Raw genomic sequence first — 9,227 nt, forward strand, 5'->3', positions numbered from 1 at the left:
GTTCGAGCCGTGCCCACCGCCGAGCTGAGACGCAGCCCTCTCGAGGGCGCGCTCGTGGGGTGGCTGCTGGAGCTGCGGCCGACGGTCGCGCGGTTGCCGGTGGCGGTGCTGTCCGCGGCGGAGAAGGCCGCCGAGCTGCGGCGGCTGCAGGCGCGCCGGGCCATGGACGCGGCCTACGAGGCGGAGCTGGTGATGGGGCTGGCCGCCGACCGGCCCGACTCCGACGACCCGCCTCCCGGGCACCCCGGTGCCCGCCGCCGCGGGCCGGGTTCGCCGGTGCCGGGGACGAGTGAGTTCCTGCCCGACGAGCTCGCGGCGGTGCTGAACTGCGCCCGGCCGTTCGCCAGCGGGGTGCTGGACGACGCCTACGCGCTCGTGGAGCGGATGCCCGCGGTCTGGGCGGCCTGCGCGGCCGGCGAGCTGGACTGGTTCCGCGCGCGGGTGTTCGCCGGCGTGCTCGGGCACGCCTCGGACGAGGTGCTCGCGGCCGTGGTCCCCGCCCTGCTGCCGGGTGCGGCGGGGATGTCGTCCGGCCGGTTGCGGGCCCGCCTGGTGGCCGCCGCGATCGCCGCGGACGAGGAGTTCGCGGAACAGCGGCGGGTCGAGGCCGAGGCGCGGGCCGGGGTGCGGGTGCGCGGGACCGCCGACGGGCTGTCGGCGCTGACCACCGAGCTGCCCTCGCCGGTGGCGGCGGCGATGTGGTCGGCGATCGACCAGGCCGCCCAGCTGGCCCGCACCGGTGGCGACGACCGCCCGATCGGGGTGCTCCGGGCCGAGGCGCACGCCGCGCTGGTGCTGCGGCCGTGGGACACCTCCCGCCCGGCGATGACCGGGCACGTCACGGTGGTGGCCCCGCTGGGGGCCCTGGGCCGGCCGGCGGCTGCCGCGGGAGGCGTCCCGCGGGGCGGCACCGGCAGCGGGACGGGGCCGAGCGTGAACGGCGCCCCGATCACCGCCGGCCACCTCCGGGAGCTCATGGCCCGGCTCGGCGCCCTGGGCGTGCAGGCCCCGCCCGGCGGGAGCCTGGCGGTGGCGGTCACCGGCGACGACGGCGCGCTCCTGGCCACCGCGACCGCCGCCGAGCTGCACCGGCTCGCTGCCCGCGGCTGCCCGGAGCACGGCGCGGTCGCCGACTGCGCCTGCCCGCTGCTGGGCCGCCCAGCGGCCGTGGCCGGGCACGACCCCTCCGCCGCCCAGGAACGGTTCATCCGGCTCCGTGACCGCACCTGCCGGCACCCGGGCTGCGGCCGGCCCGCCGCGCGCACCGACGCCGACCACGTGGTGCCCCACGACCGCGGCGGGCGCACCGCCTGCGAGAACCTCTGCTGCCTGTGCCGCACCCACCACCGGCTGAAGACCTTCGCCCGCGGCTGGCGGTTCGAGCTGCTGCCCGACGGCACCCTGCGGGTCACCACGCCCAGCGGGGTCACCCGCACCACCCGGCCCCCCGGCCTCCGCGACCTGACCGCCCAACCGGCGCTCCCCGCACCACCCCGGGCGGCGCCGACGGAGGCCCCGCCGCCGTTCTAGAGCCGCCGGTCTGGAGCCGCCGGTCTGGAGCCGCCGGTCGGAGCACCGTACGAGCGCGTCCCGTCCCGGCCTCGGTCTCAGCCGCGCCGGGCGCGCGCCGCCTCGGCGAGCTCGGCCAGCAGCTGCTCGGTCGTCGGCAGGTCGACGCAGGCGTCGGTGACGCTCCTGCCGTACTCCAGGTCCCCGGGCCGCTGCTGGTCGAGGTCCTGCCTGCCGGCGAGCAGGTTGCTCTCCACCATCACGCCCCGGATCGCCTGCTCGCCGCCGGCGATCTGGCCGGCCAGGTCGCGGACGACGTCGATCTGGCGCAGGTGGTTCTTCTGGCTGTTGCCGTGCGAGGCGTCGACCACGAGCGCCTCCGGCAGCCCGCGGGCGGCCAGCCGGCGCCGCGCGTCGGCGATGTGGGCGGCCGAGTAGTTGGGGCCGTCCTTGGCGCCGCGCAGGATGACGTGGCCGGTGCCGTTGCCCGTCGTCGACAGCTGCGCGGAGACGCCGTGCGCGTCGACGCCGAGGAACTGGTGCGGCGCCCGTGCCGTCATCACCGCCTGGATGGCGGAGTCCACGCTGCCCTCGGGCGAGTTCTTGAACCCGACCACCGACGAGAAGCCCGACACCCGCTCGCGGGCGGTCTGGTCGGTCACGTTGCGCGCCCCGACGCCGTTGTAGGTGACCAGCCCGTTGACGTACTGCGGCGTCAGCGCGTTCAGCGGCTCGGCGGCCACCGGCACGCCCGATGCGGTGATGCGGCACATCAGCATCCGGGTGGCGACCAGCCCGACGCTGATCCGGCTCGACCCGTCGAGGAACGGGTCGTAGGCGAACCCCTTCCAGTCGACCTCGGTGCGCGGCTTCTCCGTGTAGGTGCGCATCAGGATCTCGAGGTCCGCGCCGTGCCGCTCGCGCATCCGGCCGATGAAGGCGGCGTACTCCAGCGCCGCCTCCGGGTCGTGGATCGAGCAGGGCCCGGCGATGACCGCGAGGCGCTGGTCGGCGCCGGTGAGGATGCCGGTCACCGCCTGCCGCGCGGCCCGCGTGGTGACCGCCGAGGCCTCCGGCACCGGGACGACGGCGGCGACCGCGGCGGGGGTCACGACGACGCTGGAGCCGGTGATCCGGGTGTTGACCAGGTCGGAGAGGTCGGCCGCGCCGCCGGGCGAGACACCGAGCTGCCGCTGGACGACGGGCAGCAGCTCGGCGAGCTCGCCGTCGATCCGCCGGTTGACGCGGGTCTGCACCTCGAGCAGCAGGTCGGCGACGCGCGTCGCCTCGGTGAGCAGCGGTTCGGCGTTCATCGGTCCTCCAGTGCGGCGGTGAGCAGTGCGACGAGCGCCTCGAGCTGGACGTCGGCCGAGCCCTGCATCTCCTCGTCGGAGCCGTCGAGCGCCCGGGCGGCCAGGCCGGCCTTGCTGTCGATGAGCTCGGCGATCCGGGCGTCGAGGGTCTGCGCGGCGATGATCCGCCAGGCGGTGACCGGCTCGGTCTGGCCGATGCGGTGGCTGCGGTCGATGGCCTGGGTCTGCTCGGCGTCGGTCCACGACAGCTCCGCGAGCACCAGGTTGGAGGCGACCTGCAGGTTGATCCCGACCCCGGCCGAGGTCAGCGAGCAGACGGCGACGGCGACGTCCGGGTCGTTGACGAAGGCGTCGATGTTGCGCTGGCGGACCGACGGCGTCTGGTCGCCGCGGATCGAGGAGTAGCGCAGCCCCATGCCGTCGAAGGTCTCCTCGGCCACGTCCATGACGTCGATGTGCTTGGCGAAGAAGACCACCTTGCCGGCGCTGCGGGCCAGCTGCGCGGCGTAGTCGGCGGCGAGCCCGGCCTTGGCCTGCCCGATCCGCCGCATCATCGTGAAGACGTTGTCACCACCGGTGCCCGAGGTCGAGTCCTTGAGCTCCCAGGCCGCGACCTTGCGCACCAGCGCGTGGTCGATGCCCTCGACCACGGTGGCCGACTCGCGGGCGGCCAGCGCGCTCTCGTAGCGCTTGACCAGGCGGCGGGCGAGCTCGCGCTCGGCGGCGCGGATCGAGCGGCCGGCCTTGTCGTCGAGCTCGACGGGGAGGTCGGCGATGCGGCGGGCGGGGATGTCGGCAGCGACGTCGACCTTGCGCCGGCGGACGATGCCCCGGTCGATGACGCACTGGCGGGCCGCCGGGTAGAAGGCGGGGTCGGCCGGGGTCAGGCCGGTGGCCTCCAGGCACTCCATGAGCTCACCGAGCGGCTTCTCCTCGTCGATCCAGCCGAGGAACTGCCAGATGGCCCGGAAGTCGTCGATGTCGTTGATCAGCGGGGTGCCGGTGAGCGCCATCAGCAGCGGTCGCGCGGTGCGCAGCCGCAGGCGCTGGGCTATCTCGAGCACGTGCTGGGAGCGCTGCGAGCTCTTGTTCTTGATGAAGTGCGCCTCGTCGACGACCATCCCGCCGAAGCCGAAGTCGCCCAGCCAGCCCACGTGCCGGTCCAGCACCTCGTAGTTGACGACGACGATGTCGGCGAAGGCGTCCGCGTTCTCGCCGTTGCCCTGGATCACGGTGGCCCGGCGCTGGGGCACCCAGCGCGCCGCCTCCCGGGCCCAGTTGGTCTTCACGACGTTGGGGACGACGACGAGCAGCGGGAACGCCTGCGCGGCCTCGGCCGCGAGCAGCGACTGCGCCGTCTTGCCCAGGCCCGGCTCGTCGGCGAGCAGGAAGGTGCGGTGCCCGTTCGCCGCCGCCGCGACCAGCTGCCCCTGGTGCGGCATCAGCTCCAGGCCCGCCGGGGTGAACTGCGAGGTCGGGAAGGGCAGGGGCATGCACGCCGGGGCGCCGCCACCGGCCCGCTCGAAGGAGTTGAACAGCGGCTCGAGCACCTCCCAGCCCGCCAGCCGGCGCGGCCGCACAGCGGTGGGGCGCACGGCGTCGAAGTCGGGCGCGAGGAAGGGGTTGGCCAGCTGCCGCGAGATGACCGACTGCGGCACCACCTGGCGCTCGGCGGAGGCGGCCACCGGGGCGGCCTGCACCGGCTGCGGGGCTTCCTCCTCGGGCGCCTCGATGCCGGCCGCGGCGAGCAGCTCCCGCCGGTGGGACCGGGCGGCCTCGGTGGCGACGGCGTCGTCGGCGAGCAGGGCGAGCAGGCCGGAGTTCCGGACGGCGGTGGTGGCGAGGATCGTCGCGATGCCGTCGAGCCGCTTCAGCTGCTCGGCGCGGCGGCCCTCGCCGGTGCTCTGGTCGGCCTGCACCCGGGCGCGCTCCTCGCGCAGCACCAGGGCGATCGCCTGGAACTCGGCGCGCACCGACGGCGTCACGCGGTCGCGCTTGACCGCCGCCTCGACGTCGCGGACGGCGCGGGCGAGCACCGCGATGACGTCGCCCTCGCGGACGCGCCGCTGGGCGCGCGGGGCGCCGCGCCGGGCGCCCGTCGAGCGCCGTGCTGGTCGAGCCACAGACTCCTCCTCTGCACTGCCCGGCACGGTTGCCGGGCAGGACGCGCACACGGCCCCCTCGGCCGGACGGCGGAGGCCGCGGGACCGCCCCGCGGCGTGCGCTGCTCCGCGATCCGGCCCCGCCCCGGGGCTGCGCGGGAGGACGACGTCCCGGGCCGCGCGCCCCGGTGGCCCCTCGGGACCGTCAGCCCGCCGGACGACGGCGGGGGCACCGGTCGCACCAGCGGGCATCCTCGCCAGGGGCGAGGGCATGCTGGCCCGCGGCCGGTCCGGCTCCCACAGTAGACCCCGTGTCGCCTCGGCGGCCGGGGCGCCGCCGCGGCACCCGCGGTTCAACCCCCGACGGTCGCCTGCAGGTCGTTGCGCGGGACGACCCGGAGGGCGCGGAAGGGCAGGCCTCGCGCGCCGGGGCGTGCCCACTCCACCTCCACCACCTGGCCGGCCCGCAGGCCGCCCGAGCCGGTGGTGCTCTGCTCGACCGCGGCGGCGTCGGCCCAGCAGCCGCCCGGGAGGTCGGGTGCCTCGATGACCGCGCCGTCGTCGTCCCACCGGACGACGGTGCCGAAGGTCGTGCCGCCCTGCGCCATGGCCCGAGGCTCCGCCCTGGTCGCCGGGAGATCAACCCGGCGGCGTACGCGGGGTCAGCCGTCCGGGGCCCGTGCCGCCTCCTCGGCCGGGGCTCGCCGGCCGAACCAGAGGATGCCGGTGCCGAGCGACAGCGCCAGGACCACGGCCATGACGACCAGCAGCGGCACCGGCCCGAACTGGGCGATGAGGGGCAGCGCTGCCGCGGTGACCAGCCCACCGCCGAAGAACGGCTCGAACGCCAGCTGCTTGTACCCGAAGGCCTCCATGGCCGGGGTGGCGGCGTTGGGGTCGGCGACCCGGATGAGGATGAGCCCGGTCGCCGTGACACCCAGGGACTGTCCGAGGTCGCCGATGCCGCGCTCGAACCAGAACCGCGGGATCATCCGGCGCGCCAGGAAGACGAACGCCCCCACGTTCCACGCCAGGCCGGCGACCGCGAGGAGGAGGAAGGTCACCCAGTTGTCCGCGATCGCCTGGATGGACAGCGTGGCCAGGGCGCTGACGATCAGCAGGTCGAGGGCGATGCCCTGGATGCGCAGCATCATCCGGCGGTCCACGATGCCGGTGCGGTCGAAGCGGTCGACCACCTTCTGCACCACGACCCCACCGATCATCGCCAGCGGGAACAGCGGTACGAACTCGAAGAGCTCCACGGTGTCCGCCCACAGCGCCGCCTCCAGCGCCTGGAGCGCCTCGAGCAGGCCGAGCCCGAGCAGGATCGCCACGGCGACGATCGCGAAGTGGATCGCGAGCGGCTCCACCGAGGCGGTGCGCACGGTCATCAGCGCGGCCGGTGGCTGCTCCTCGCGCTCGTAGAGGCCGCGCTGCTCGGCCAACGAGGTCTTGGCGTCGTCCTCCAGCACCTGGGCGCGGCCGGTGCGCACGCCCCAGTTGATCAGGGCGATGCCGACGACGACCCCGGAGACGACCCCCACCGTGGCCAGCCCGAGCGCCAGGTCCTGGCCCTCCGGGAACCCGAGGTCGGCGAAGGTGGTGCCCAGGCCCGCCGCGGTGCCGTGACCGCCCTCGAAGCCCACCTCGATGAGCGCGCCGACCATGGGGTCCTGCCCGAGGAAGGGGACGAGCAGGAGGACGGCGAGCAGCAGCCCGATGACGTACTGGCCGGAGGCCATGGTGACGCCGAGGGCCAGCTGTGGCCCGGCGAGCTCGGCGGCCTCCTTCACCTTGGGGATGCGCTCACCGAGGAAGAGGGTCGCGAACACCACCGAGATGAGCAGACCCGGCAGGGAGGCCCAGACGTCGAGGAACTCCTCCGGCCAGAGGCCGCCGGTCAGCGGCGCGTCCTCCCCGCCGATGGCCTCGGCCACCGCGCCGACCACCTCGGGACCGATGACCAGCGCCAGGAAGCCGCCGATGATCGAGCTGGGGAGGAAGAGCTTCTGTGCGATCCGCGACCGGATCCGGATGAGCTTGGCCACCAGGAGCAGGACCCCCAGCACCAGCAGGCTGAGTCCGATGACGTCGGGGGACACGGTGCCTCCGTCCCGTGCGGTCCGTCGGGACCGGTCGCGCCGAGGGTCCGGGGAAACGTGCCCCACCCTGGCGGCTCCGCGGTCGGGCCACAACCCGTGGCCGGGCGCCGGCGGGTGGAACCGTTGCGGCCGTCCGCCGCCGGGGGTGGGATGGGTCATGGCCGTCGTCCGGGGTGAGCGCCCCTCCGGGAGGGTGCGCGGCCGCCGCGGCGGGGCGCGCGGGCACGAGGCGCACTCCCCGCACCTGATCCCCGCTGCCGGGTGGCGGCGGGTGCTGCGGCGGGTGGCGCGCCAGGTGCTCAGCGACCGGCTCATGGTGCAGAGCGCCGGCGTCTCGTTCTTCGCCGTCCTGTCGGTCGCCCCCGTGCTGGTGACGGCGCTGTCGATCTACGGGTTCGTGAACACGCCGGAGACCGCCCGCCGGCAGCTCTCCGGGCTGGCGGACGTGCTGCCCCCGGACCTCGACGCGGTGGTGACCGACCAGCTCACCACCATCACGGCGGCATCGGGCGACGTGCTCACCCTCCGCGGGCTCACCGGCCTGGTCGTCGCGCTGTGGACGGCGACCACCGCCACGGTGTACCTCCTCGACGGGCTCGGCATCGCCTACCACCAGCCCGAGACGCGGGGCTTCCTGCGCCGGGTGGGGCTCGCGCTGGTCTTCGTCCTCGGCGGCGCGGTGCTGCTCGCGGCGCTGCTCGCCGTCGCGGGGCTCGCCGCGGCCGGGGTCGCCGGGTCCTCCAGCCCGGTCCAGCTCGCCGCCCGCGTGCTCTCGTGGCTGGCGCTCGCCACCCTCATGGCCGTGGCGCTCGCGGTGCTCTACCGCTTCGGGCCGGCCCGGGCGCGCGCCCGGTGGCGGTGGCTCACCCCCGGCTCGGTCCTCGCGACGGTCGTGTGGCTGGCGGTGACCTACGGGTTCTTCTCCTACGTGCAGAGCCTGGGCAGCTACCAGTCCACCTACGGCTCGCTCGCCGGCGTGGCGATCAGCATGTTCTGGCTCTGGACGACGGTGCTGCTGATCTTCTTCGGTGCCGCGGTGAACGCCGAGGCGGAGCGGCAGACCACGCGCGACTCCACGGTGGGTCCGGAACGGCCTGCGGGGAGCCGGGGCGCCGTCGTCGCCGACGACGTCCCGCCGCACCCCGGGGAGTGACACCTGGTCGGAGTCGAGGGGGCCGCCCCGGGGTACCGGCGGCCCCATGAGCGGCCGATCGGCGGAGGACTACGCGGACGACTACACCGACCCGGAGCTGCGCGCCCGGCTCAAGGAGGAGATCAGGGCCGGCGACCGCGGCGGCCGGCCGGGCCAGTGGAGCGCGCGCAAGAGCCAGCTCCTGGTCAGCGAGTACGAGGGCCACGGCGGCGGCTACCGGCACGAGGGCGAGCGGACCGCGTCGCAGCGGCACCTCGAGGAGTGGACCGAGCAGGACTGGCACACCGCCGACGGCGACGCGGACGCCCGCACCGGTGACGGGACGACCCGCCGGTACCTGCCGGACGCGGCCTGGCAGCTGCTCACCCCGGCGGAGCGGCGGGCGACCGACCGGGAGAAGCAGGCCGGCCGGGAGCAGCACGTGGCGAACACCGACGCTGCCCGGGAGGCCCGCGCGGCCGCCGAGCTCATCGGGATGAAGGCCCCGGAGGCGCGCCGCCGGGTGGCCGAGCTGCACGGGGAGTCGCAGCTCGACCGGGCGGAGCGGGCCGAGCGCGAGCTCGGCGAGGGACGCACGACGGTGCTGGACCGGATCGAGCGGCAGCGCTCGGCCGACGGCTGACCGGCCCGGGGGTGGCGTGGTGTTCCTGCTCCTCGGCTTCGGCACCAAGCGCGAGCACCTGGGCCCCGGCGCGACCCGCACCTGCCCGAACTGCCACACCACGAGCCGCTGGTCGCGGGTCCGGCAGTACCGGCAGTTCTCGCTGTTCTTCGTGCCGGTGGCCCGCTGGAAGCGGCGGGAGCTGGAGGTGTGCGGCGTCTGCGGCGCCGCCGTCGAGGTGTGAGCCGATCCCGTCCGCTCCGAGGGGGCGACGCGTCGTCAGACTGCGGGGACCCGGCGCCGGGTGCCGGTCCCGCCGGCCCGGCCGCGGCTCGCGGGCACCGGCCGGATGCGGGCGCTCACTCGCCGAACACCACCACGGAGCGCAGCACGTCGCCGGCGTGCATCTTGTGGAACGCCTCCTCGACGTCGTCCAGCCCGATGGTC

General features: G+C 75.6%; 8 protein-coding genes. 4 read left to right on the plus strand and 4 right to left on the minus strand.

Going from position 1 to position 9,227, the window contains the following annotated elements:
• Nucleotides 1-1,530, plus strand: a 1,530-nt coding sequence (locus E9565_RS20495; RefSeq protein ID WP_236836609.1) for an HNH endonuclease signature motif containing protein, incomplete at its 5' end; no start/stop codon positions are given.
• Between the two features lie 77 nt (nt 1,531-1,607).
• On the opposite strand, the gene E9565_RS20500 is transcribed toward E9565_RS20495, so the two are convergent.
• From E9565_RS20500 to E9565_RS20515, 4 genes are all read right to left on the minus strand, one after another.
• Nucleotides 1,608-2,822, minus strand: a complete 1,215-nt coding sequence (locus E9565_RS20500) for a 3-deoxy-7-phosphoheptulonate synthase (RefSeq protein WP_236836610.1) — start codon at nt 2,820-2,822, stop codon at nt 1,608-1,610.
• On the minus strand, nt 2,819-4,945 hold the full coding sequence (locus E9565_RS20505) for a DEAD/DEAH box helicase (RefSeq protein ID WP_236836611.1): 2,127 nt from the start codon (nt 4,943-4,945) through the stop codon (nt 2,819-2,821). The genes E9565_RS20500 and E9565_RS20505 overlap by 4 nt, the downstream gene beginning before the upstream one ends.
• Before the next feature lie 332 nt (nt 4,946-5,277).
• Nucleotides 5,278-5,532, minus strand: a complete 255-nt coding sequence (locus E9565_RS20510; protein ID WP_236828454.1) for a hypothetical protein — start codon at nt 5,530-5,532, stop codon at nt 5,278-5,280.
• 54 nt (nt 5,533-5,586) lie between these two features.
• Complete coding sequence (locus E9565_RS20515) at nt 5,587-7,026, minus strand: sodium/glutamate symporter (RefSeq protein ID WP_236836612.1); 1,440 nt, start codon at nt 7,024-7,026, stop codon at nt 5,587-5,589.
• 157 nt (nt 7,027-7,183) lie between these two features.
• Here E9565_RS20515 and E9565_RS20520 point away from each other — a divergent pair, with 157 nt between their 5' ends.
• Genes E9565_RS20520 through E9565_RS20530 form a run of 3 tightly spaced genes read left to right on the plus strand, consistent with a single transcriptional unit; the run spans nt 7,184 to nt 9,024 of the window.
• Nucleotides 7,184-8,179 carry a YihY/virulence factor BrkB family protein gene (locus E9565_RS20520; protein ID WP_236828456.1) on the plus strand — a complete coding sequence of 332 codons (996 nt, stop codon included), beginning with the start codon at nt 7,184-7,186 and terminating at the stop codon, nt 8,177-8,179.
• Between the two features lie 46 nt (nt 8,180-8,225).
• On the plus strand, nt 8,226-8,801 hold the full coding sequence (locus E9565_RS20525) for a hypothetical protein (RefSeq protein ID WP_236828457.1): 576 nt from the start codon (nt 8,226-8,228) through the stop codon (nt 8,799-8,801).
• Nucleotides 8,802-8,817: 16 nt separating this feature from the next.
• Complete coding sequence (locus E9565_RS20530) at nt 8,818-9,024, plus strand: zinc-ribbon domain-containing protein (protein WP_236828458.1); 207 nt, start codon at nt 8,818-8,820, stop codon at nt 9,022-9,024.
• Nucleotides 9,025-9,227 lie beyond the last annotated feature (203 nt).

Origin of the sequence: Blastococcus sp. KM273129, from assembly GCF_021698995.1 — a bacterium.
Lineage (GTDB): Bacteria > Actinomycetota > Actinomycetes > Mycobacteriales > Geodermatophilaceae > Blastococcus.

Excerpts from the sequence above, each read along its gene's own strand:
- E9565_RS20525 (WP_236828457.1), top strand. The coding sequence starts at position 8,226 with ATGAGCGGCCGATCGGCGGAGGACTACGCGGACGACTACACCGACCCG.
- E9565_RS20500 (WP_236836610.1), bottom strand. The coding sequence starts at position 2,822 with ATGAACGCCGAACCGCTGCTCACCGAGGCGACGCGCGTCGCCGACCTG.
- E9565_RS20510 (WP_236828454.1), bottom strand. The coding sequence starts at position 5,532 with ATGGCGCAGGGCGGCACGACCTTCGGCACCGTCGTCCGGTGGGACGAC.
- E9565_RS20520 (WP_236828456.1), top strand. The coding sequence starts at position 7,184 with ATGGCCGTCGTCCGGGGTGAGCGCCCCTCCGGGAGGGTGCGCGGCCGC.